Source organism: Flavobacterium sp. GNP002 (assembly GCF_054343795.1).
Genome location: NZ_JBTGUW010000001.1, coordinates 763,128 through 788,174 on the forward strand (window position 1 = coordinate 763,128; position 25,047 = coordinate 788,174).

Below are 25,047 nucleotides of genomic sequence, written 5' to 3' on the forward strand. Positions count from 1 at the left end.
TTATTTTAGAAAATCAATATTCCTCTTTAATCCTTGAAACTTAGCTCTTTTAAGAGGAGAATTTTTAAAAACTGCTTTAAATGTTTCTTCGGATATTTCTATCCAGTCCTTTTTTGACATGGAAAGTAATTCTGGATTTGGATTAAATAAAGGTTCGCTATGCGCTTTTGAGAACTTGTTCCAAGGACAAACATCTTGACAAACATCGCATCCAAAAGCCCAATCATCAAATTTCCCTTTCATATCCTGAGGAATGTTTTCTTTTAATTCAATCGTGAAATAGGAAATGCATTTACTACCGTCAACCACATAAGGCGCAACTATGGCCTCGGTAGGACAAGCGTCAATACAGGCGGTACAAGTTCCGCAGTGATCAGTTGTGGGATTGTCATAGTCTAAATCTAAATCGATAATGAGTTCTGCAATAAAGTAAAAAGAACCTACTTTTTGCGTCAATAAATTACTGTTTTTGCCTATCCAACCCAAACCACTTTTGGCAGCCCACGCTTTATCAAGTACTGGTGCAGAATCTACAAAGGCTCGGCCAGAAACTTCTCCGATTGTTGATTGAATAGAGAATAAAAACTCTTTAAGTTTTTCCTTGATTACAAAATGATAATCCTGCCCGTAAGCATATTTTGAAATTTTATAAGAATCCGAGTTTTGAAGTTCTTCAGGATAATAATTTAGCAAAAGCGAAACTACACTTTTAGCATCATCGACCAATAAAGTTGGATTTAAACGCTTGTCAAAATGGTTTTCCATATAGGACATTTGGCCATTTCGGTTGTTCTTTAACCAGTTTTCTAAACGAGGCGCTTCTTGTTCCAAGAAACCAGCTTTTGATATTCCACATGATAAAAATCCGAGACGTTGCGCTTCGGATTTGATAAATTGCGTGTATGTAGACTTGTGGTTTATAATCAGAAAATAGAAGTTGAAAAATGAAATTTACTAGCCCTGATAGCAGCGGCATCTTCCTATTTAGAAAAACAAGGCTTTTCTGCCGTAGTTATTGTCAATTGGGAATACAGCGAATAGCAGGAAATGGCTCCAAAAAAATTAAAACAATCCTCCTTGAATGTTTGTATTTAATTTTCCTAAATGTTTATACGCTTTATCGGTAACTTCCCTACCTCGTGGCGTTCTCATGATAAATCCTTCCTGAATCAAAAACGGCTCATAAACTTCCTCGATTGTTTCGCTACTTTCTGATACTGCTGTCGCCAAAGTAGTTAAACCAACTGGTCCACCTTTGAATTTATCGATGATTGTGGTTAAGATTTTATTATCCATTTCATCCAGACCATGAGCGTCAACATTAAGCGCTTTTAAGGCATAACGAGCAATTTCTATATCAATATTACCGTTTCCTTTAATCTGGGCAAAATCACGTACACGACGCAACAATGCGTTAGCTATACGAGGTGTTCCCCTACTTCTACCTGCTATTTCTATGGCTGCTTCCATTGATATTGGCATTTTAAAGATAGTAGCACTTCTTTCCACAATTGTGGTCAGCAACTCTGTTGTATAATATTGTAAACGGGACGATATTCCAAAACGAGCTCTCATAGGAGCCGTTAGTAGACCAGACCGTGTAGTGGCACCAATTAATGTAAATGGATTTAGATTGATTTGGACCGTTCTTGCATTTGGTCCTGATTCAATCATAATGTCAATTTTGAAATCCTCCATAGCAGAATACAAATATTCTTCGACAATAGGACTCAAGCGGTGAATTTCATCAATAAACAATACATCTCTTTCCTCTAAATTAGTCAATAAACCCGCTAAATCACCAGGTTTATCCAATACAGGACCCGAAGTAATCTTGATTCCTACTTGAAGTTCATTAGCAAGAATATTAGCTAAAGTCGTTTTTCCTAAACCGGGAGGGCCATGAAAAAGCGTATGATCAAGTGCTTCATTACGCTGATTAGCAGCTTGCACAAAAACTTTTAGATTTTCTAATATTTGGTCTTGTCCTGCAAAATCATCAAAAGAAAGTGGTCTTAATTTTTTTTCAAGATCAAGTTCTTCCGAATTGTAACCGTTTGATGTTGGGTCTAAATTTTCATTCATGTAACAAAGATAGCAAAGCAATTTTGAATTATAAATTTTAAATTTTAAATGCTATCAAAATTAAAAAAGTATCTATGCAATAGTATAGTAAGAAGAGAAAACAATAATAAACGCCACAAAAAAAACCTCTGCTTTAGCAGAGGCTTTTCTTATTATCTTTAGTGGTGTAAAACTTCTTCACCTTCTTTCATTGGAACATTTTGAGGTACAAAATCCACATCGTGTGCTGGATTACTGTAGTCATAAGGCCAACGATAAACGTGAGGAATTTCACCTGGCCAGTTACCGTGCATGTGCTCAACCGGTGCAGTCCATTCTAATGTATTCGATTTCCATGGATTCATTACAGATTTTTTACCGTAGAAAATACTAACGAAAAAGTTGTATAAGAAAACCAATTGAAATGCTCCACCAATTAATGCAAATGTTGTAATCAAAACGTTTACGTTTTGTAAATCATCAAACAATGGAAAGTTTGTGTTTGTATAGTAACGTCTTGGTAATCCAGCTAATCCAATAAAGTGCATTGGAAAGAAAACACCATAAGCACAAATTGCAGTTACCCAAAAGTGCACATATCCAAGGTTCTTGTTTAACATTCTTCCGAACATTCTAGGGAACCAGTGGTAAATTCCAGCAAACATTCCGTAAAGAGCTGAAATACCCATTACTAAGTGAAAGTGAGCTACAACGAAATAAGTATCATGGACATTAATATCAAGTGTACTGTCTCCAAGAATAATTCCAGTTAAACCACCAGTAATAAATGTAGAAACTAAACCAATTGAAAACAACATAGCTGGATTCAATTGTAAGTTACCTTTCCAAAGTGTTGTAATGTAATTAAACGCTTTTACAGCTGAAGGGATAGCAATCAATAATGTTGTAAAAGTAAATACTGATCCCAAAAATGGATTCATACCCGAGATAAACATATGGTGACCCCAAACAATTGTTGATAAGAAAGCAATAGCCAAAATTGACATAATCATCGCTCTGTAACCAAAAATTGGTTTACGTGAATTTGTTGCAATAACTTCCGAAGTAATACCCAACGCAGGTAATAAAACGATATAAACTTCGGGGTGTCCTAAGAACCAAAACAAGTGTTCGAACAATACTGGTGAACCTCCTTGATAATGTAAAACTTCTCCAGCGATATAAATATCAGACAAGAAGAATGAAGTTCCGAAACTTCTATCAAATATCAACAATAATGCTGCAGATAAAAGAACAGGGAAGGAAACGATACCGATAATTGCAGTTACAAAGAAAGCCCAAATCGTAAGAGGCAATCTAGTCATAGTCATCCCTTTAGTTCTTAAATTAATTACTGTAACAACGTAATTCAAAGAACCCATCAAAGAAGATGCGATAAAGATAGCCATTGAAACTAACCATAATGTCATACCTAAACCTGAACCAGGAATAGCTTGTGGCAATGCACTCAAAGGCGGATAAATTGTCCATCCTGAAGAGGCAGGTCCTGCTTCAACAAAAAGGGAACTAACCATAATTATACTAGACAAAAAGAACAACCAGTATGATACCATGTTCATAAAACCAGATGCCATATCACGTGCTCCAATTTGAAGCGGTATCAATAAGTTACTAAAAGTACCACTCAAAGCGGCGGTTAATACAAAGAACACCATTATCGTTCCGTGTATCGTAACTAAAGCCAAATAAATATCATTTGTCATTACTCCGTTAGGAGCAAATTTATCACCAAGTAAAATATTGAAAATTTTAAATGATTCTTCTGGCCATGCTAATTGCATTCTAAATAGCATAGACATCCCTACTCCTATAATTCCCATAATAATACCAGTAATTAGGTATTGTTTGGCAATCATTTTATGATCAATACTAAAAATATATTTAGTAATAAAAGTGTCTTTATGGTGATGTTCGTGTTCGTGATCTATTGCGTGATCGTGACCTTCTGCTGACATATATGTTTACTTTAAATTTTTCTTGTTAATTATTTCATGGCCATTACGGCAACTGCTGCAGTATCTTTTGCTTTAGTAGAATCTGTACCAGTTGCTCCATCAGTAGCAGCAGGTTCAGCCATTGCAGCTTTTACTTCACTTACAATTGTAGCTTTATCTTTCAACCATGCTTTATAGTCTTCAGGTGTATCTACAATAATTTTCATTTGCATATTATAATGAGATGCTCCACAAATTTTATTACAAAGCAATAAGTAATCAAACGTGTAAGGATCTAGAGCAGTTTCACCCTTAGCAACTAAATCAATACTTTTCTTAGATCTAAGAGCATTAATATTAGCTACTTTTTCTACCATAAATGGCAATTCTCTATATTCTGCTGTTGTGTATATCGGTTCAAAAGCAAATTGCGTAACCATACCAGGAACACAGTTCATTTGTGCTCTAAAGTGAGGCATATAAGCTGAATGCAAAACATCTTGAGATCTCATTTTAAAAAGAATCTTTTTTCCTTTAGGGATATGTAATTCTGTAACAACAATATCATCTTGTGAATAAGGATCCGCTAAATCAACACCTACAGCGTTAGCTCCTTCTATAAATCTAACATTAGCTTTCCCTAATACATTATCATTACCTGAATATCTAGCTTTCCAGTTAAACTGTTGTGCATATAATTCAATAACTATAGTATCCTCGTCTTCATCAACAAACATAATATTTGTCCAAGCAAAAAGACCATAAAGAATCAAACCTGCTAAAACTACAGCCGGAATAACACTCCAAATAGCTTCTAACTTATTATTATCCGCGAAATAAAGTGCTTTTTGATCTTTTTTACCTCTGTATTTGAAAGCAAAATAATGCAATAACACTTGAGTTATAGCCTGTACTATAAAGATAAGAACCCATGTAATATTCATCAAATTATCTACTTCACCACCATGGGCTGAAGCTGGAGTATGAAGAACAAGAGGTCCCCATTTAAACAATCCGTAAATTGAAAAAATATAAATGAAAGCCAAAAACCCAAACATCAAATAACCTTGAACGTTATTGTCGTTATCTGTAGCTATTTCTGAACTATCTGAATTAGATCCAACTTGCGTCAGGTCGAATATTTTAGTCAATTGCCATAAAGCAACAGCTAATAAAACTAAAACTATAATTACCAACAAACTTGTCATCTGTTTTTTTCTTTAAATATTAATAATGAAAATGTTTACTTTCTTCAATGAAAGGATTTCTTTTTGCTAACAAAGGAGCTTTAGTTAACGCTGTGAAAACAACATAAATAAATAATCCTAAGAAGAAAAGAACTGATGCTATTTCAGGTATACCAATAAACCATCTGTCTCCTACAGTTCCCGGCATAATCATATTAAAGAAATCAATATAATGACCAGCTAGTATTACAATTCCTGCCATAACTAGTACCCAAGTAATTCTCTTGAAATCTGTATTAATTAATATTAATAAAGGGAATAAAAAGTTCATTACTACAGCACCAAAGAATGGAAGATTATACAATTCAATTCTAGTGATAAAGTATGTTACCTCTTCAGGAATGTTTGCATACCAAATCAACATGAATTGTGAGAACCATAAATACGTCCAGAAAACACTTAATCCAAACATGAATTTTGCTAAATCGTGAATATGACTTGTATTTACATGCTCTAAATATCCTCTAGATTTTAAATATAAAGTAATTAAAGCAATAGTCGTAATTCCACTAACAAAGAAGCTAGCAAATACATACCATCCAAATAATGTACTGAACCAGTGAGGATCAATAGACATTATCCAATCCCAAGACATTATAGATTCTGATACGATGAAGAAAACTAAAAACATCGCTGAAATATTAAAGTTTTTTTTGTAAAATGAGTTATCATTTGCTTCGTCCTGTGCCAAACAGTTCTTTCTTGAAAAATATTGATATAAACTCCAACCAGTCAAAAATATAGCAGCTCTAATAATCCAAAAAGGAAAATTTAAATAACCAGATTTATTAGCAATCAGTTTGTCACTAGCTACAACTTCCGGATCTAACCATATAAAAATGTGATTAAGATGCAAACCACATAATATTAGAATAACAAAAAAGATAACAGAACCAACCGGTAAATAAGAAGTTATACCTTGCATAACTCTAAATAATACAGGAGACCATCCAGCCTGAGCTACTTGTTGAATAGCATAAAATACTAAAACACCAAGAGAGACAAGCATAAAGAAAATACAAGCAACGTATAAAGCAGACCAAGGTTTGTTTTGTAGTTGGTGTAAAACATGATTCAAATGCTCAGTATGTTCAGCCTCTTCACTAACTTCATGACCTTCTTTTTTAACAGCTGCCTCAGCATGTACTGGTTCAGCATGCGTTGCTTCAGCAACTTTAGTTGTATCATCTGTTAGAGCAACAGCTTCATGAGATTCTTCCAATTTTTTCTCTTCGGTAGCTTCACTATGACCAGCAGCAGCTTCATGTGACGGTTCAGCGGCAGTACTCGCTTCATGTTTAGCTTCACCATGACCACCATGACTTTCGGCCGCAAGAAGCTTTTCAACTTCTTGAATATCTTTAGGTGCAGTTAAAAAACCATATCCAATTCCTAAAAGACCTACAGCCATTAAGATGAAAGAAAAAGTTTTTAATTTACTTGAAAATGTATACATATCTATTACGATCAGTTTGTTCAACAATTATAATTCGCTTTTTAGTTTTAGAACATAGTCAGTAACTAACCAACGTTCATGGGCACTCAATTGGTTAGCATGTGAACCCATTGAATTTAAACCATAAGTTATAACATGAAAAATACTTCCTTCAGTGATAACTCTATCTTTATAACTAGGAACACCCAGAAATTTTTCTCTTTCTACAAGCTTTCCTTTACCGTTTCCAGAAGCTCCATGGCAACTGATACAATATATTTCAAAAAGCTCTTTTCCTTTATCAGAATCTCTGCTTAAAGAATCTAAAGGAGATTTAAGATTTGCTTTTGCCAACTCATACCCTGCAGTAGAATTTTCATATTCGAAAGGTTCAAATCCTCTATTGATAGTTCCTGCAGCAGGAAGCTGACCTTCTTTACCATCTTTAAATGCATTTGATTCAGAATAGGTTTCATACCCAACTGATTCGTACATATTTGGAAAATATTGATAGTTTGGTGCCGCATTATTATGGCATGATGAAACTAAAATAGTTATACCAAATAAAAGTGTTATTTTATATACGCTTTTCATATCTATAATTAATGCTTATCTATTACTTTAACTTCTACAGCTCCTGTACTCTGGAAAAAAGAAATCAATTCTTCTTCGTTATCATTTACAGCAACTTCCATTAAAAAATGGTCATCTGTAGTTCTTACATCTGGATTTTCAGCTTCTTTGAAAGGCCATAATTTACTTCTCATATAAAAAGTAATAACCATTAAGTGAGCAGCAAAAAACACTGTAAGTTCAAACATAATTGGAACGAAAGCCGGCATGTTTTCAATATAACTAAAACTTGGCTTACCACCAATATCTTGTGGCCAATCTTGAATCATAATATAATTCATCATAGCTGTTGCTACTGAGATACCGACACAACCATAAAGGAAAGCACAAATAGCTAATCTTGTAGGTGCAATTCCCATAGCTTTATCCAAACCGTGTACTGGGAATGGAGTAAAAACTTCTTCAATATGATGATGAGCTGCTCTGGTTTTTTTAACCGCATCCATCAATATATCATCGTCATTATAAATGGCGTATATTACTTTATTACTCATGATGTGAATCTTTATTTGCTTCTCTTTCTCTTTTGTAATTATCTCCAGTTCCTTTCAAAATTGTTTTTACCTCTGCTTGTGCAATTACAGGGAATGTTCTTGAATACAGTAAGAACAATACAAAGAAGAAACCTATTGTTCCAATGAAAATTCCAATGTCAACAAATGTAGGTGAAAACATTGTCCAAGAAGATGGTAAATAATCTCTATGTAACGAAGTTACGATAATTACAAATCTCTCAAACCACATTCCAATATTTACAACTATCGAAATTATAAACGAGAACATGATACTTGTTCTTAATTTTTTAAACCACATGAATTGCGGAGAAAAAACATTACAAGTCATCATTGACCAATATGCCCACCAGTAAGGTCCAGTAGCTCTGTTTAAGAAAGCATATTGTTCGTACTCTACACCAGAATACCATGCAACAAATAATTCAGTTATGTAGGCAACCCCAACAATAGAACCAGTAATCATGATAACTATATTCATCAACTCAATGTGTTGAATCGTAATGTAAGCTTCTAGATTAGATACTTTTCTCATAATGATAAGCAAAGTATTAACCATCGCAAATCCTGAGAAAACTGCTCCAGCAACAAAGTACGGAGGGAAAATTGTAGTATGCCATCCTGGAATAACAGATGTAGCAAAGTCCATCGATACAATAGTATGCACAGAAAGTACAAGTGGAGTAGCTAAACCTGCAAGTACTAAAGATACTTCTTCAAAACGTTGCCAGTCTTTTGCTCTACCGCTCCATCCAAAACTTAATATAGAATACACTCTTTTGTTGAAAGGAGTAATAGCTCTATCACGTAACATCGCAAAATCAGGTAATAAACCAGTCCACCAGAATACTAATGAAACAGAAAGATATGTTGAAATTGCAAATACATCCCAAAGTAATGGTGAGTTAAAGTTTACCCAAAGAGAACCAAATTGATTCGGAATTGGTAAAACCCAATATGCTAACCATGGACGACCCATGTGGATGATTGGAAATAAACCTGCTTGAATAACCGAGAAAATTGTCATTGCTTCTGCAGAACGGTTAATCGCCATTCTCCAACGCTGACGGAAAAGTAATAATACCGCCGAAATAAGTGTTCCCGCGTGACCAATACCAACCCACCAAACAAAGTTCGTGATATCCCAAGCCCATCCTACAGTTTTATTTAATCCCCATGTTCCAATACCTGTAGATACGGTGTAAATTATACAGCCAAGTCCCCAAAGGAAGGCTATTAATGCGATTGAAAATACAATCCACCAATGTTTGTTTGCTTTACCTTCAACAGGCGCAGCTACATCTACAGTTACATCGTGATAAGATTTATCACCTATAACTAAGGGTTTTCTAATGGTTGCTTCGTAGTGAGACGACATAATCCTTTATATTGATTCTTAATTAATTATTTTTTGTACTAGGTATTTCTAACTTTAACGTGGTAAATCACATTTGGTTTTGTTCCAACATGCTCCAATAAATGATACATTCTTTCGTCAGCAGCTAATTTAGTCACTTCCGCTTCTTTATCATTTACATCTCCAAAAATCATTGCTCCAGTAGAACAAGCATTTGAACATGCAGTTTGGAATTCACCATCAACGATTGCTCTTCCTTCTCTTTTTGCTTTCAAAATCGTCGCTTGTGTCATTTGAATACACATTGAACATTTCTCCATAACTCCACGAGAACGAACATTAACATCTGGATTCAATACCATACGTCCTAAATCATCATTCATATGATAATCGAATTCACTGTTTTTGTTATACAAGAACCAGTTAAAACGACGCACTTTATATGGACAGTTGTTAGCGCAATAACGCGTTCCAACACATCTGTTATAAGCCATATGATTTTGACCTTGACGAGAGTGTGAAGTTGCAGCAACTGGACAAACTGTTTCACAAGGTGCATGATTACAATGTTGACACATTACAGGTTGAAAAGAAACTTGTGGATTATCTCCAGCTTTTTCCATTTCATTAAATGTAGATAATGAACTTGATAAACCTGCGATGTTTTCTTTTCTTTCGTTATCTCCTTCAAAAGTACTTTCAGAAGAATAATATCTATCAATACGCAACCAGTGCATATCACGACTTCTTCTAACTTCTGATTTTCCAACAACAGGAACGTTGTTTTCAGCATGACAAGCAATTACACAAGCACCACAACCGGTACAAGCATTCAAGTCAATAGAAAGATTAAAATGATGTCCAGTTGAACGATCAAATGAATCCCATAAATCAACTTTAGTTGCTTCAACTAGTTTGTGATCCAATGAAACCATTGGTTGCTCGTTCCAAACTTTAGCATCTTTTGTATTGAAAATCTCTAAAGAAGTTTCTTTTATAATATCACCTCTTCCCATCAATGTTTTCTGACCTTGAACACAAGCAAACTCATGTTCTCCTCCAGCTTTCGCCAATGTTACAGACTGTACATTATCAAAACCTTTATATAAAGAGTAGGCATTTAAACCCACCATCATTTCTTCTTTCAAAGCCGCTTTACGACCGTAACCTAATGCTAGACCAATAGTCCCAACAGCTTGTCCTGGTTGAACTATTACCGGAACATTTTCTAATTTAATTCCATCAGCAGTAGTAATAGTAGCATAACTTCCGTTTAATCCACCATTTGCAACGATTTCATTAGAAAGTTCGTATTTCTTAGCATCTGCATTCGAAACAGTAACATAATTATCCCAAGATACTCTTGTAATTGGATCTGGAAACTCTTGTAACCAAGGGTTATTCGCTTGCTGTCCATCTCCCATACCTGTTTTAGTATATAAAACAAGTTCTAATCCTTGAGAAGCTTTTGATTTTGCTAAAGCATTTGCAGCAGCACTATAATCAGCAGAACCCGCAGATACCGTTGGAATAACTCCGACATAAACACCATCATGTAACACTTTATTCCAAGAAGAACCAGTAATTATTGTTGATGCATTAGCCTTAATATAATCGTAGAATGTACCTGTAGATCCATTTAAAGACAACAAGACATCTTGAAATTGTTTTGTTGCAAAAAGAGGACGAATAGTAGGCTGAGTAATTCCGTAAGTTCCTTTTGTGACACTTACATCATTCCATGATTCTAAATAATGAGGAACAGCAGCTGCAATAGTACTTACTAAAGCAGTTTCATCTTCTTTCAAAGAAAATGCCGCTGATGTTTTTACTTTTTTAAGTCCTTCAACAAAAGAAGCACTATCCGCTAAAGTATACACTGGATTAACACCACTCATTATCAAAGTATGAACGCTTCCCGCTTTCATATCGTTAATTAATTGAGTAACTTTTGCATCAGATCCTTTTCTGATTTGTCTTACTCCTGAAGTACTGAAAGCTTCACTTGCCAACACTTGGTTGATAGCTAAAACTAACAATTGAGCATTTTTATCTTGAATACCAGATACTAAAACTCCTTTTGAACCAGCAGCTTTCAATTGTTGAGCCGCTTTTGTAACTTCTGCTTTAAATTTATCTTCTAAACTTACAGCAACAGAAGAACCAGTTACAATATTATATATGTGTACTAATGCTTGTTTTTGATTAGCAGTAGACATTGGCAAACGCTTATCAGCAGCAGCACCAGACAAAGTCATATTTGCTTCTAATTGGAAATGACGAGACATCTTTCCTGCTTTAGGTATTCTTCCTTTAGCATAACCTGAATCAAATCCTCCACCTTGCCAATCCCCAAGGAAATCAGCTCCAACAGAAACAATAAGTGACGCTTTAGAAAAATCATAATCAACCAAAGCTCTTTCTCCATAAACCGCCTCAAAAGCATCTAATGCTTCAGATTCAGATATCGCATCATAAACAACATGCTTAGCATTTGGATTTTTACCGATAAACTCAGTAATCAATTTTTCAGTAGACGGGCTCGCTAATGTATTTGTCAAAAATACTACTTGACCACCTTTTGCAGCAGCATCAGCTATACTTGACTTAACTTTAGAATCAACAGCAGTCCAAGTTGAATTTTTACCTTCAATTTTTGGTTCTTTCAAACGCATACTATCATATAAAGATAGAATAGACGCATGAATTCTTGCATTAGCACTAAACTTAGCTCCAGCAATAGTATTATTATCTATTTTAATAGGACGCCCTTCACGGGTTTTTACCAAAAGATTAGCAAAATCAAAACCGTCAAAAACAGAAGTTGCATAATAATCCGCAACTCCAGGAATGATTTGCTCCGGCTGAAGTACGTAAGGTATTGATTTGTTCACAGGACCCTCGCAAGCTGCAAGCGTAGCCGCTGCAGTACTAAAACCAACGTACTTTAAAAAATCACGACGTGATGTTGATGAAGATGACAAAGCGTCATTATTTCCTAAAAACTCATCAGTAGGAATTTCTTCAACAAATTCGTTATTTCTAAGCGCCTCAACAATAGAACTATTTTTGTCTAGTTCCTCAACACTTTTCCAGTATTTTTTGTTTGATGACATATATAAATATTAAAATCTTAATAATTTGATTAATAGTGGCATTTACCACATTCTAAACCTCCCATTTGCGCTGCAGTCAATTTGTCTACACCGTATTTCTTAGAAAGTTCTTCATGAATTTTAGTATAGTATTCATTACCCTCCATCTTAACATCCGTTTTTCTGTGGCAATCAATACACCAACCCATTGTTAATGGAGCAAATTGCTTTTGAATTTCATACTCTTGAACTGGACCATGACACGTTTGACATTCAATTCCTGCAACAGTTACGTGTTGAGAGTGATTAAAGTAAACAAAATCAGGTAAATTATGAATACGAACCCATTTTACAGGCTGTGTTTTTCCAGTATAACTTTGAGTTGTTTTATCCCAACCAACCGCAGTATATAATTTTTGGATTTGCTCATCATAGAATGCTTTGCTGTATTCCGGAGTTGCAGTAGTTTCAGCAACTTCAGCAATATTCTTATGACAGTTCATACAAACATTCAATGATGGAATTCCTCCGTTTTTACTTACCCTAGCAGCAGAGTGACAGTATTTACAGTTAATTTCATTGTCTCCAGCATGTATTCTGTGAGAGTAGTGAATTGGTTGAATCGGAGCGTAATCCTGATCAACACCTACCTGCATTAAAAATCCGTACACAAAATAAGCACTCGCCAAAAGCAAGAATATCGCCGTAACTAAAACCAAAAACTGATTTCTCGCAAATGCTTTCCATATAGGAGTTGTTGGCGTTTTAGGAGCCGTTTCTATACCGTTTGCTTTTGCAACTTTAGATAAAACCTTGTTTACCAAAAATAGCATTACAACCAGAATAACCATAACAAGCGCTAAAGCACCTAATATAATATTGTTTGAAATACCACTATCAACAGCAGGCTTACCAGGAACTTCAGCACCACCAGTTGTTGGAGCTGCAGCTTCAGCTTTAGGCTCCGAAGTGTAAGCAATGATGTTATCAATATCAGCATCTGATAATTGAGGAAAAGCAGACATTACCGCTTTATTGTTTTCTTCAAACACTTTAACAGCCTGAGCATCGCCAGATTTAATTAAGTCTGAACTATTACGAACCCACTTATGAAGCCAAGCAGCATCATATTTAGCAGACACACCTCTAAGAGCTGGACCTGTTGCTTTAGCATCAAGTTTGTGACATGCCGCACAGTTTGCGTTAAAAAGCTCTTTACCCTTTACTGGGTCTGCACTTTGAGAAGTAGCTGAAGCATCCGGAGCTGCAGCATCGGCCGCAGGAGTAGCTTCTTGAGCAAATGAAGTAAAGGAAATAGATAGCATCAAAGCTATGCTAAAAAATAATTTCCTTGAGATCGAATTATGGTTACCCACCTTTTTCATATAGTATAATGATTATCTACTAAAAATTGGCACAGTTTTTTCTAATTGCATTATAAAAACTGATCCTTTATTTAAAAACTTGGACAAAAATACGACTTAAGAACTATTCTCAAAACCTTAAAATAATCTTAATTTCAATTTATATTAATTCTAAATAACATTTAGTATTTGCTATCAGTCATTAAATATTACTTTTGCACAAAAACAATCACATTATGAGAATTTTAGCCCTTAGAAAAGCATTTTTTATGTCTCTGATCTTATTTATTTCCTATTGCAATGTAAACGCACAAGACGGAAACATCAGAGTAAATCAAGACTCAAAATTTGAACAATTATTAAATGAAAAGAGAAAAACAAATGTTTCAAACACTGTAAATGACTATTATAAAATTCAAATTTTCAGTGGAGATAGCGAAAAAGCTAAAAAAACATTAAATGATTTCAAACAAGAATTCAGAGATATAGATGGCACTATTGTTTTCTTTACACCAAATTACAAAGTTTATGTAGGTAATTTTAAAACACGAATCGAAGCAGAACGAAATCTAATCGAAATCAAAAAAAGATACAGTAATTTACATTTAATAAAGCCTAACAAATAAAAAAAAGACACCTAATCAGGTGTCTTTTTTTATTGTCCCAAAGTTACTTGGTAATACTTCTTAATAATATCTTTTTTATCTCCACTACTTTTATTACCATCCTTAAATTCTTTTAAAAGCTCCGGATAAGATGACAACATCACTTTCATCTCACTATTAGATAAAAAGGATGGCTGCCCTGTATAACAATCAATAAGCATAGGAATTGATGCATCACCGGCCGCAGAAGCAATTGCAACTCCAATCAATCCAAACATCGCTCCCATAGCAATCGCATTATTAGAATTATAAATTACATTTTCAATGTAATACTTACCACTAATAATTTCCGTCTTGGCATAATGTTTTGAACTTGCATATTTTGAAACATTAATGTAAAAATTTTCTCCATCGCTAAATCCATAATAATTCAGTTCTCCTGAATTGGTAGCTTTATTAAGCAAATAAAACTTTTCATTTTTGTTCGTGATTTCAAACTTAGTACCATCTAATGGTTTTCCATTTAAAACATCAGCATAAGTCAAATAAACACCTTTGATCGGAACATCTGCAATCATTTTAGTTTTAATACTCTGATTAGCATCAAAAACTAAAGCCGTTTTATCGGTATCACTTGTTTTTATATAGTTATTCAAACAATCCTGTAAAACTTTCTTCAATCGTTCATCGTGTTTACCGGTAACATCCATACCGTTACTTTCTGTTGAAGCCGTATACGAACCTACAATATAATCCACACCTTCTTTAGACTCTATTACATCAATTGCTAAAGTTGCGTATCCTGTTTCGGACATTGCTCTTGTAAGTTCAGAAACATACAGATCATTAATTCGGATAGAAATTTTAGACTTATTTTCTTGCTTTGGACAAATAACAGCGAGGTAATCCAAAAACTCTTCTGCCAAAGGTTTTTCAAAATTAGCTAATACTTTTCTATTAAAACCTCCTTTTTGAACGGTTCCAATATTTTCTTTAAACTGCCTTCCATCATGAACATTCTCAACATAAAAATTAAAGCCAACAGCATTATCTTTTTTATCTTTTAAAGATACTTTGTGGAATTCCGTTTTATTTTGAGAAAAGGCAACCGTGCTAACTACAACAAAAAATAACGCAAGTAATTTATTCATAAATAAAAAAATTTAGTTTGCTATAAAAATAAAAAAATCCCGAATGAATCGGGATTTTAATTTTAATATAATGAAATTTTATTTCAGTTTCTTTTTAACAGCAACTTCATGGTACGATTCAATAACATCTCTTTCTTCGATGTCGTTGTATCCTTTCACTTGAATACCACAATCGTAACCTTTGGCCACTTCTTTCACATCGTCTTTGAAACGTTTCAGTGCTAAAAGCTCTCCTGTAAAGACAACTACACCTTCTCTAATAATTCTCATTTTAGCGCTTCGGACAATTTTACCATCCATAACCATACATCCTGCAATTGAACCCACTTTCGAGATTTTGAATATCTCTCTAATTTCAGCTGTACCCAGAATTTCTTCTTTCATCTCTGGAGCTAGCATTCCTTCCATTGCATCTTTCAAGTCATCGATAGCAGCGTAAATAATAGAGTAGTAACGGATATCGATTTCCTCTTTATCAGCTAATTGTCTTGCATTTCCAGCAGGACGAACATTAAATCCAATAATAATTGCATCTGAAGCAGAAGCCAACATTACGTCAGTTTCAGTAATTGCTCCAACACCTTTATGGATAATATTAATTTGAATTTCTTCAGTAGATAATTTAGAGAACGAATCAGACAATGCTTCAACAGAACCATCCACATCTCCTTTAAGGATAATGTTCAATTCTTTAAATTGACCCAATGCAATTCTACGTCCAATTTCATCTAATGTAATATGACGTTGTGTACGTACGGATTGCTCACGCATCAATTGAGAACGTTTTGAAGCAATTTGTTTCGCTTCTTTTTCATCTTCAAAAATATTGAACTTATCACCCGCAGTTGCTGCTCCATCAAGACCTAGAACTGAAACCGGAGTCGAAGGACCCGCAACAGTTACTATATTCCCTCTTTCGTCATGCATGGCTTTAATTTTACCATGATGCTTACCAGCTAACATATAATCTCCAATTTTCAACGTTCCGTTTTGAACTAATATCGTGGAAACATATCCTTTTCCTTTATCTAGGAAAGCCTCGACAACAGTTCCAGAAGCCGCTTTATTTGGATTTGATTTCAAATCTAAAAGTTCTGCTTCTAGCAATACTTTTTCTAATAATTCTTTTACACCTGTTCCTACTTTCGCAGAAATGTCATGTGATTGAATTTTTCCACCCCAATCTTCAACAAGTAAATTCATACCTGCTAATCTTTCTTTTACTTTTTCAGGATTAGCATTTGGCTTATCAATTTTATTGATAGCAAATATGATAGGAACTCCAGCTGCTTGAGCATGGCTGATTGCTTCTTTAGTTTGCGGCATGATGTCATCATCAGCAGCAATTACAATAATAGCAATATCTGTAACTTGAGCACCACGCGCACGCATCGCAGTAAACGCTTCGTGACCTGGTGTATCTAAGAATGCAATTTTTTGTCCGTTATCTAAAGTTACTCCGTAGGCTCCAATATGCTGTGTAATTCCTCCAGACTCACCTGCGATTACGTTTTCTTTACGAATGTAATCCAGTAACGATGTTTTACCGTGATCGACGTGACCCATTACCGTTACAATTGGCGCTCTGAAAACTAAATCTTCCTCTCTGTCTTCAACAACTTGAATTGCTTCTTCGATGTCTACAGTGATAAATTCAACTTCATAACCAAATTCATCAGCAACAATAGTCAAGGTTTCTGCGTCAAGACGTTGGTTCATAGTAACCATGATTCCAAGTGACATACACGTTCCAATAACTTTAGTAATTGGCACATCCATCATGATTGCAATTTCACCTACAGTAACAAACTCAGTAACCTTAATAGTTTTACTGCCTTCGTCAATAGCTCTTTGCTCATCATCAGATTTCTGACGATGTGTATCTCTTTTATCTCTTCTATATTTAGCGGCTTTAGATTTACCACCTTTACCTTGCAGCTTCTCTAAAGTCTCTCTAATTTGATTTTTAACTTCTTCCTCAGTAGGCTCCACTTTTGCAACAATGGCAGGTCTGTTTCCTTTTACAAAACCAGGCCTAGCACTTCTGTTTGCATTGAATCCACCACCACCAGTATTAGGTGTAATCTTGTTAGGGTTTGGCGCACCAGGAACTCCCGGTGTTGCAGGCGGTCTAGGAGCACCCGGTTTAGGAGCAATCCTTTTACGCTTGTTTTTATTTGCATTGGCTGCAGCCGAACCTGGAGCACCCGGTTTATTCGGAGTGATTTTCGGTTCTTCTTTTTTCTTTTTCGGTTTGTTGAATTGAGATAAATCAATTATCTGACCCGTTAAAGTAGTTCCCGATAGTTTTTGATATTGCGTGGTGATGGTTTCATCAACAGGTGCTTCATCAACTTTAACTGCCTCGGTTTTTGCAACCACTTTTGGTTCAGCAGGAACTTCTTTAGGAGTTTCTGTTTTAACCTCTTTAATCCCAACAATAGGTTTTACCTCTTTTTTGTCTGAAACAGGTTTCTCAGTTGACAGTTTTTCAGCTAACGGTTTCTCAGGTGAAACTTCTTTCGAGACAGCTTTTACATCAGGCACATCAGCTACGAGAGCTTCTACTTTTTCAGCTACTTTTACAGGAGCAATAATTGACGGTTTTTTTGGATTAAGATCAATCTTACCTACTTGAACCGGACCAGCTATAACTGCTCTCGCTTTTATAACTTCTTGTTGTTTTAAGCGCTCTTCCTCAATTTTACGTTTGTCTTCGATTTCTTTCTCTCGTTCTAAACGTAAAGCTTCTTTTTCTTTTCTTTTCTCTTCCCCTACTTCTTTAGAAGCCTCCTTATTCCCTTTGTCACCTGCAAACTGACCGCACAAGACATTGTATACATCATCAGAAATTTTTGCGTTTGGATTTGCTTCAATAGCAATCCCCTTATCTTTTAGATAATCCACAGCTCTTTCTAAAGAAATATTCAATTCCCTTAAAACTTTGTTTATTCTAATAATTCTCTCTTCAGACATAAAACCTTTTTATTATTACCTTTTTTGTTATTCCTCACTTTACTCCCAACCCGATACCTATCGAGCAAGAATTTATTGTAAAGTGGCATGTTTATCGTTGAAGATACTTTTGACTAACTGTCAAATTCTTCTTTCAATATTCTCATTACATCTAGAATTGTTTCCTCTTCTAGGTCTGTTCTTCTTACTAAATCTTCCACATCTTGTTTTAAGATACTTTTTGCTGTATCCAAACCAATTTTTGCAAATTCTTCAATAACCCAGTCTTCAATTTCATCTGAAAACTCAGTTAATTCAACATCATCCTCATCAGCTGTAGCACCTGCGACATCTCCTTCACGAATAACGTCTAGCTCATAACCAGTCAATAAACCCGCTAATTTAATGTTGTGTCCACCACGACCAATTGCTTTTGAAACTTCTTCAAGCTTCAAGAAAACTTCTGCTCTTTTTGTCTCTTCATTTATTTTAATAGAAGACACTTTTGCAGGGCTTAATGCTCTAGTTATAAATAACTGAATGTTACTTGTATAATTGATAACGTCGATATTTTCGTTTCCTAATTCACGTACAATTCCATGAATACGAGATCCTTTCATACCCACACAAGCCCCAACAGGGTCAATTCTGTCATCATAAGAATCTACGGCTACTTTTGCTTTTTCACCAGGGATTCTTACCACTTTCTTAACCATGATTAAACCGTCAAATACTTCAGGAATTTCTTGTTCAAATAATTTTTCCAAAAACTTCTCAGAAGTTCTAGACATAATAATTTGAGGTTTATTTCCTTTTAATTCAACGCTTTCTATTATTCCTCTAACGTTATCTCCTTTACGGAAAAAGTCAGAAGGGATTTGTTTTTCTTTTGGTAGAATAATTTCATTTCCTTCATCATCAACCAAAATAACGACTCTTGGACGCACATGGTGTACTTCAGCAGTATAAATATCACCTATTAAATCTTTAAATTGTTTGTAAAGATTTGTGTTATCATGTTCATGGATTTTAGAAATCAAATTCTGACGCAAAGCTAAAATTGCTCTTCTTCCTAAATCAATTAATTTCACCTCTTCGGAAACTTCTTCGCCAATTTCGAAATCAGGCTCAATTTTTCTAGCTTCAGTCAAAGTGATTTCAAGATGATCAAAATCCAAATCTTCATCCGCAACGATTACTCTTCTCTGCCATATCTCCATATCTCCTTTATCAGGATTTATAATGATATCAAAATTATCATCTGAACCGTATTTTTTCTTCAATGCATTTCTAAATACATCTTCCAAAATTGCCATAAGCGTTACACGATCAATAAGTTTATCATCTTTAAACTCTGAGAATGAATCGATTAATGCTAAATTTTCCATGCGAATTCTTTAATTAAAATGTTACTGTAACAATTGCTTCTTTTATATCTGCGTAAGGTAATTTAAGTTCTTTTTGAACCGTTTCTTTCCCTTTCCCTATCTTTTTAGGCTCTCGTGCTTTCCAAGACAAAATTACAAAATCATCATTAGCATCGGCTAATTCTGCTTCAATAATTTCAACCGAAGTCTTCACAATCAATGTTCGGCCTATATTTTTCTTGTATTGTCTTATTAATTTCAATGGTGATCCAACTCCTACTGAAGCTACTTCCAGAGAGTAATCTTGTTCCTCTCTATCCAGATTACTATCTATGAATTTACTCACATCTATGCAATCTTGAAGTGCCACTCCATTATCACCGTCCAAAGTCACAATAACCTTGAAAGCATCAGTAATGATAAGGTCTATCAAAAAAATTGATGGCTTTTCTAACAAGCCTTCCGTCAACAACGTATTTACTTTTTCTTTAAATGTCATATTTTTATAAAAAGAGGGGACATTTAGTCCCCTCATTATCTAGATTTTAATAAATAACGGTGCAAATATAGTGTTTTTTTTTATAAACTAAAATAATCGATTGCTCTAAAATAATTTCTTATCTTTATAGGAGCATTAAAATAACAGTTTTTATCATAATTTAACACTTTATAATTATGAAACGAATTTTAGTCCCTACCGATTTTTCTGAATATTCCGAAAACGCTTTAAATGTGGCTGCCATAATTGCAAAAAAAATAATTGCATAATTTTTTGTTGCATTTATTGGAATTACCAAACCAAATAAACGAGGCAGTAACTGGCGGAAGCAACACACCCGTAGTAATGTTGTTTATAAAAAAAACAAACGAAACACTCCAGAAAATCAAGAAACAGCCCTATTTAAAAGGAATTTCAACAAACGCATCCGTGCTATTCGAAAGAGCTTTTACCGGTATTTTATCTTTTAATAAAAAAAATGAAATTGATTTAATTGTAATGGGTTCAAAGGGAACTTCAGGCATCGAAGAAGTACCTATTTGATCCAACACAGAAAAAGTAGTTCGACTGTCAGAAATCCCAGCATTGGTTATAAAAAAGAATATTCGTGACTTTAAATTCAACAACTTTGTGTTTGCTTCTGATTTTTCAAAAGAAATTAAAAAACCTTTCAAAAAAATGATAGAATTTGCAAAAATATTCAATGTAAATCTATACTTAGTTGTGATTTGCACACCCAACAGCTTCAAAACCAAAAAAATGTCCGAGGAGATAATGAAAAAATTCATCGCCTCTTTTGAAATCGAAAATTACTCTACACACATCTACAACGACGTTAATATAGAAAACGGAATCATTAATTTCACCAATAGCATTGATGCTGATTTAATAGGCCTTTGCATACATGGAAGAACAGGATTTGCTCATTTCTTCAACGGTAGCATCAGTGAAAACCTAGTCAACCACACCGTCAAACCGGTAATAACTTTCAAGATTTAATTAATCCAAAAGGAAAATTAAATAAAATGACTTAAATCCAACCTCTCGTTTATCAGAGGCATTTCTATAGAATAAATCCCAAAAAACAATCTGTTAAATTTATTGCATAAAAAAACCCCTCAGAAATGAGGGGTTTTACGTTGGTCTACAAGGACTCGAACCTTGAAAGACTGCACCAAAAACAGTTGTGTTACCATTACACCATAGACCAGCATTGCTGCTAAGCGAGTGCAAATTTAAAATAAATTTTAGTTTGCACAAACTTTTTTGGCATTTTTATCAAAAAAAATTTACTTAAAATTAAACTCAACTTCAAAAAACCACCAAAAACCCTTACAATCAATGTGTTATTGAAATGCAATACTTTTCCAGAAAATATTGTTAATGCTATCAAGGTTAAACAAAAAAACATTTTCTTTGTAACTCAAAATTAAATTAAATTTTAGTACATGGATAAAGCAGCATTCAATTTCAATAAATGGAATACAATTATTGGTTGGCTTACATTTGTAATAGCATTATTAACATACACTTTAACCGTTGAACCTACAATGAGTTTTTGGGATTGTGGCGAATACATAGCCACAGCAGCAAAACTTGAAGTAGGCCATCCTCCCGGAGCGCCTTTATACCAAATGATTGGTGCTTTTTTCGCCATGTTTGCCTCAGACAATACAAAAATTGCATTAATGGTAAACATGATGTCTGTGTTTTCAAGTGCATTTACCATTTTATTCTTATTTTGGTCTTCATCGATAGTGTTAAAAAAAATAGTTTCTCGATTTTCAGAGACAAGTAAAAACAATGACATTGTTATTCTTGGAAGTTCATTCGTAGGAGCTTTAGCCTATACTTTCTCAGATAGTTTTTGGTTCAATGCTGTAGAAGCCGAAGTATATGCTATGGCATCTTTATTTATTGCTTTATTATTTTGGTTAGGTTTACGATGGGAACAAGACATGGACAAGCCAAGAGGAAACAAATGGCTTTTAATCATATCTCTTGTTGTCGGGCTTTCTTTTGGAGTCCATTTCATGGCATTATTAACAATTCCAGCGATAGGTTTCCTTTATTTTTTCAAAAACTATAAAGTAGTTACTCTCAAAAATTTCATCATTGCAAATGTTGTTGTTATTGCCATTCTATTATTTATTTTCAAATTACTTCTTCCTTTGACTATGGGATTCTTCGGTAAAACCGAAGTTTTCATGGTCAACAATTTAGGATTACCATTTGACTCAGGAACCATGTTTGTTGCTTTAGTCTTAATTGCTTTCTTTTACTTTGGATTAAAATACACCAAACAAAAAGGTTTCGCATTCTACAATACTATAATCCTTTGCGTATTGTTTATTTTAATTGGTTTCTCTACATGGATGATGTTACCAATCAGAGCAAATGCCAATACCGTAATCAACGAAAATAAACCTTCGGATGCAGCTGAAGTTCTTGCCTACTACAACAGAGAACAATACGGTGTAAATCCTTTGTTTTATGGCCCTCAATACACCGAAGCTTTTGCTGGTTTAGACAAGAACAATCCTTACTTAAATAAAGCGCCCAATTACGAAAGAGATTATAAAACAGGGAAATATATTATTACGAATAACTTCAAAAATGCGGAGCAAAATACCGATAACAATCATAAAACTATTTTGCCAAGAATGTGGAGCGGTGAGCACATCGAGAACTACATGAATTTTACAAATCCGCCTCAATTCAGATTAAATCCTGATTATCCATATGAGGATGATTTAGCTAAATACGGTATCGATCCGAGTCAATTGAGCGAGGAAGATTTCAACAAGGCTATTGCTCAACTGAAAAATGAAACTGAAAAAATTGTTACTGAATTCAGGCAAGCTTACGCTCAAAATCAAATTGACAACGAAGGCTATGTTACGTTCCTGAAAAGCTATGGTGATTATTTAATTGTTGAAAAACCAACAACTGCTGACAATTTAGGATTCATGGTTGAATACCAGTTTGGTTATATGTACTGGAGATACTTGATGTGGAATTTTGTTGGTAGACAAAATGATGTTCAGGGAAAATACGACTATCTCGATGGGAACTGGCTTAGCGGTATATCATTTATAGACGAATTACACTTAGGAAGTCAAGCCAATCTTCCTTCGGATGTATTAAACAATAAAGGTCGAAATGTGTATTTCTTTCTGCCATTTATTCTCGGCTTAATCGGTTTAATGTATCACGCCAATAAAGACTTAAAAAGTTTCTATGTATTACTCGCCTTATTCCTTTTTACGGGAATAGCATTAAAAATTTACTTAAACGAAAGACCTTTCGAACCTAGAGAGAGAGATTACGCCTTAGTAGGTTCCTTTTATGTATTTGCCATTTGGATAGGCTTTGGTGTTTATGCATTATATGAAAGTGCCCAGAAATATCTAGCTCCAAAACTGGCAGGTCCTATTATAATTGCAGCCAGCTTACTAGCAGCTCCAGTTCTTATGGCTTCACAAAACTGGGATGATCACGACCGTTCCGGGAAATACACTGCAGTTGCAATGGCAAAAGCATATCTGGAATCATGTGATCCGGACGCTATTTTATTCACGATTGGTGATAATGATACGTTCCCGCTTTGGTACGCACAAGAGATTGAAAAAGTGAGAACGGATATCAAAATTGTAAACACAAGCCTTTTCATGACAGATTGGTATATCGATCAGATGAAAACTAAAACATACGAATCAGATGCTCTTCCTATTTCATTTACACACGATGAATATGTAGGTGATAAACTGGATTATGTAGCTCACATTCCAAAAGTTGAAAGCCGTTGGGACATAAAAGACTTTATCAATTTTATCAAAAATCCAAAATCAACTGTAGAAATGCAAAATGGACAAACAATCCATTTTTACCCTACAAATAAGATTCGAATTCCTGTTGATAAAAATACAATCATCAAAAATAAAGTAGTTAATCCTAAACACAATGATTCTATTGTACCCTACATTGACTTGGACATCAAAGGAAATGCATTGTACAAAAACAGATTAATGATGCTTGACATTGTTGCCAATAACAATTGGAAAAGACCAATCTATTTTAGCGGCGGCGCATTTGACAGTGAAGATTATATCTGGATGAAAGAATACCTTCAATTAGAAGGAATGGTTTACAAACTCGTTCCAATAAGAACCGCTTTGTCAAAAGATGCAAGTCCACTTGATATGGGACAAATAGATTCTGATAAAATGTATGCTAAAGTAATGAAATGGGATTGGGGCAATGGCGAAAATCCAAAAATTTATCATGACCCTGAAACTCGCAGAAATAGCATAACATACAGAACCAACCTTTCAAGATTAATGAATCAGTTAATTGTTGAAGGACAAAAAGATAAAGCAAAAAAAATTATCGATTTGGCAATGACAAAAATGCCTGTGGAATATTTCGACTATTATTCTTTAGTAGAACCTTTCGCTGGAGGATATTATAAAATCGATGAGAAATTAAAAGCACAACAATTGTTGGATAAATTAATTCTAAAATACAGAGAGAACCTTAATTATTATGGCAATCTAAAATCTTCTGAGCAAACTAGTATTGCCATTCCTATTATCACTGATATTGAGCGATACAGAAGTCTTTTGACCGTAATGAAAGAAAATGGCGATTTAGATTTTTATAATAAAAACAGAATCGTATTTAACACTTACATTAAAATGTTTGACCGCTTTGGACGCGAAAAAGAATAATTTTAAACAAAAAAGATCCTGATTAGAAAAGGTAGCGATATTGAAAAATGTCGCTATTTTTTTTTAATTTTAAAACTA

Annotated in this window: 19 protein-coding genes and 1 tRNA gene; 5 read left to right on the plus strand and 15 right to left on the minus strand. The window is 34.4% G+C overall.

The window, feature by feature from the left end:
* From queG to ACXX80_RS03475, 10 genes are all read right to left on the minus strand, one after another.
* Nucleotides 1-924, minus strand: coding sequence for a tRNA epoxyqueuosine(34) reductase QueG (queG, locus tag ACXX80_RS03430; protein ID WP_458554071.1), 924 nt, complete (start codon nucleotides 922-924; stop codon nucleotides 1-3).
* 138 nt (nucleotides 925-1,062) lie between these two features.
* A complete protein-coding gene (gene ruvB, locus ACXX80_RS03435) occupies nucleotides 1,063-2,085 on the minus strand; it encodes a Holliday junction branch migration DNA helicase RuvB (protein ID WP_458552008.1) in 1,023 nt (340 codons plus the stop codon).
* Nucleotides 2,086-2,243: 158 nt separating this feature from the next.
* Complete coding sequence (locus tag ACXX80_RS03440; protein ID WP_417950644.1) at nucleotides 2,244-4,040, minus strand: cytochrome c oxidase subunit I; 1,797 nt, start codon at nucleotides 4,038-4,040, stop codon at nucleotides 2,244-2,246.
* 29 nt (nucleotides 4,041-4,069) lie between these two features.
* Entirely contained in the window at nucleotides 4,070-5,227 is a 1,158-nt protein-coding gene (locus tag ACXX80_RS03445) for a cytochrome c oxidase subunit II (protein WP_458552010.1), read from the minus strand.
* A 19-nt stretch (nucleotides 5,228-5,246) separates the two neighbouring features.
* The gene (locus ACXX80_RS03450) at nucleotides 5,247-6,722 is read right to left on the minus strand and encodes a quinol:cytochrome C oxidoreductase (RefSeq protein ID WP_458552012.1); all 1,476 of its coding nucleotides are present in this window, start codon (nucleotides 6,720-6,722) and stop codon (nucleotides 5,247-5,249) included.
* 27 nt (nucleotides 6,723-6,749) lie between these two features.
* Nucleotides 6,750-7,295, minus strand: a complete 546-nt coding sequence (locus tag ACXX80_RS03455; RefSeq protein WP_458552014.1) for a c-type cytochrome — start codon at nucleotides 7,293-7,295, stop codon at nucleotides 6,750-6,752.
* Between the two features lie 8 nt (nucleotides 7,296-7,303).
* Nucleotides 7,304-7,828: a DUF3341 domain-containing protein gene (locus tag ACXX80_RS03460; RefSeq protein ID WP_091165797.1), complete on the minus strand. Its 525-nt coding sequence runs from the start codon at nucleotides 7,826-7,828 to the stop codon at nucleotides 7,304-7,306.
* Complete coding sequence (nrfD, locus tag ACXX80_RS03465; RefSeq protein WP_099714288.1) at nucleotides 7,821-9,224, minus strand: NrfD/PsrC family molybdoenzyme membrane anchor subunit; 1,404 nt, start codon at nucleotides 9,222-9,224, stop codon at nucleotides 7,821-7,823. Before nrfD ends, ACXX80_RS03460 begins: the two co-directional genes overlap by 8 nt.
* 38 nt (nucleotides 9,225-9,262) lie before the next feature.
* Nucleotides 9,263-12,319 (minus strand): TAT-variant-translocated molybdopterin oxidoreductase, encoded by a 3,057-nt coding sequence (locus tag ACXX80_RS03470; RefSeq protein WP_458552016.1) that lies wholly within the window; start codon nucleotides 12,317-12,319, stop codon nucleotides 9,263-9,265.
* A 29-nt stretch (nucleotides 12,320-12,348) separates the two neighbouring features.
* Nucleotides 12,349-13,683 carry a c-type cytochrome gene (locus ACXX80_RS03475; RefSeq protein WP_458552018.1) on the minus strand — a complete coding sequence of 445 codons (1,335 nt, stop codon included), beginning with the start codon at nucleotides 13,681-13,683 and terminating at the stop codon, nucleotides 12,349-12,351.
* Nucleotides 13,684-13,898: 215 nt separating this feature from the next.
* Here ACXX80_RS03475 and ACXX80_RS03480 point away from each other — a divergent pair, with 215 nt between their 5' ends.
* Nucleotides 13,899-14,288, plus strand: coding sequence for an SPOR domain-containing protein (locus tag ACXX80_RS03480; protein ID WP_458552020.1), 390 nt, complete (start codon nucleotides 13,899-13,901; stop codon nucleotides 14,286-14,288).
* 29 nt (nucleotides 14,289-14,317) lie between these two features.
* Here ACXX80_RS03480 and ACXX80_RS03485 read toward each other — a convergent pair whose 3' ends face one another.
* The 4 genes from ACXX80_RS03485 to rimP all read right to left on the minus strand — a co-directional run bounded on the left by ACXX80_RS03485 (nucleotide 14,318) and on the right by rimP (nucleotide 20,239).
* Nucleotides 14,318-15,418: a DUF6563 family protein gene (locus tag ACXX80_RS03485; RefSeq protein ID WP_458552022.1), complete on the minus strand. Its 1,101-nt coding sequence runs from the start codon at nucleotides 15,416-15,418 to the stop codon at nucleotides 14,318-14,320.
* A gap of 78 nt (nucleotides 15,419-15,496) precedes the next feature.
* Entirely contained in the window at nucleotides 15,497-18,394 is a 2,898-nt protein-coding gene (gene infB, locus ACXX80_RS03490) for a translation initiation factor IF-2 (RefSeq protein ID WP_458552024.1), read from the minus strand.
* A 113-nt stretch (nucleotides 18,395-18,507) separates the two neighbouring features.
* The gene (gene nusA / locus ACXX80_RS03495; RefSeq protein WP_039108733.1) at nucleotides 18,508-19,761 is read right to left on the minus strand and encodes a transcription termination factor NusA; all 1,254 of its coding nucleotides are present in this window, start codon (nucleotides 19,759-19,761) and stop codon (nucleotides 18,508-18,510) included.
* A gap of 13 nt (nucleotides 19,762-19,774) precedes the next feature.
* On the minus strand, nucleotides 19,775-20,239 hold the full coding sequence (gene rimP, locus ACXX80_RS03500; protein ID WP_417963773.1) for a ribosome assembly cofactor RimP: 465 nt from the start codon (nucleotides 20,237-20,239) through the stop codon (nucleotides 19,775-19,777).
* 176 nt (nucleotides 20,240-20,415) lie between these two features.
* On the opposite strand from rimP, the gene ACXX80_RS03505 reads away from it, so the two are divergent.
* The 3 genes from ACXX80_RS03505 (at nucleotide 20,416) to ACXX80_RS03515 (ending at nucleotide 21,238) form a co-directional block, all read left to right on the plus strand.
* Nucleotides 20,416-20,508: a universal stress protein gene (locus ACXX80_RS03505; RefSeq protein ID WP_417963775.1), complete on the plus strand. Its 93-nt coding sequence runs from the start codon at nucleotides 20,416-20,418 to the stop codon at nucleotides 20,506-20,508.
* Nucleotides 20,501-20,782 carry a universal stress protein gene (locus ACXX80_RS03510; RefSeq protein WP_458552027.1) on the plus strand — a complete coding sequence of 94 codons (282 nt, stop codon included), beginning with the start codon at nucleotides 20,501-20,503 and terminating at the stop codon, nucleotides 20,780-20,782. The genes ACXX80_RS03505 and ACXX80_RS03510 overlap by 8 nt, the downstream gene beginning before the upstream one ends.
* Nucleotides 20,783-20,917: 135 nt before the next feature.
* The gene (locus ACXX80_RS03515) at nucleotides 20,918-21,238 is read left to right on the plus strand and encodes a universal stress protein (RefSeq protein ID WP_458552029.1); all 321 of its coding nucleotides are present in this window, start codon (nucleotides 20,918-20,920) and stop codon (nucleotides 21,236-21,238) included.
* Nucleotides 21,239-21,378: 140 nt separating this feature from the next.
* Here the strand turns inward: ACXX80_RS03515 and ACXX80_RS03520 are convergent.
* Nucleotides 21,379-21,449 (minus strand) — tRNA-Gln (locus ACXX80_RS03520).
* Between the two features lie 238 nt (nucleotides 21,450-21,687).
* On the opposite strand from ACXX80_RS03520, the gene ACXX80_RS03525 reads away from it, so the two are divergent.
* On the plus strand, nucleotides 21,688-24,969 hold the full coding sequence (locus ACXX80_RS03525) for a glycosyltransferase family 117 protein (protein WP_458552031.1): 3,282 nt from the start codon (nucleotides 21,688-21,690) through the stop codon (nucleotides 24,967-24,969).
* Nucleotides 24,970-25,047: the final 78 nt, after the last annotated feature.